Raw genomic sequence first — 524 nt, 5'->3', positions numbered from 1 at the left:
TCGTAGTTCCCCGGGCGGGGTTTGCCCGCCACCACGTCCAGGTCGATCTCGGGGTCGAGGTTTTCCAGGTTCAGCGTCGGCGGGACGACCTGGTCGCGCAGCGCGAGCACGGTCAGGATCGATTCCACGGCACCCACCGCGCCCACCGAGTGGCCCAGGGCCGCCTTGGGTGCGTAGACGGCGGCGTTGCCGCCGTGGGGGCCCAGCGCGTTGTTGATGGCCTTGCCCTCGGCGACGTCACCGACCGAGGTGCCGGTGGCGTGCGCGTTGACGTGACCAATGTCGCTGGGGGACAGGCCGGCGAGTTGGATGGCGCGGGTCATCGCGTGTCCGGCGCGTTCGCCGTTGGGGTCCGGGGCGACCATGTGGTAGCCGTCGGAGGTGATGCTGGCGCCCATGATGCGGGCCAGGATGTTGGCGCCGCGGGCCTTGGCGTGCTCCTCGGTTTCGATGACCATCAGGGCGCCGGCCTCGCCGAACACGAAGCCGGTCCGGTCGCGGTCGAACGGGCGACAGGCGCCGAC

At 71.2% G+C, this 524-nt stretch carries 1 pseudogene; it reads right to left on the bottom strand.

From position 1 onward, the window contains the following. Positions 1-524, bottom strand: a pseudogene (gene kasB / locus JF781_RS28165) (3-oxoacyl-ACP synthase KasB); the annotation flags it as partial.

Origin of the sequence: Mycobacterium sp. WUMAC-067, assembly GCF_020217485.1 — a bacterium.
Classification (GTDB): Bacteria; Actinomycetota; Actinomycetes; order Mycobacteriales; family Mycobacteriaceae; genus Mycobacterium.
The sequence above is the reverse complement of the archived record's forward strand: the minus strand, read 5'-3'. Positions and strand labels throughout refer to the sequence as shown.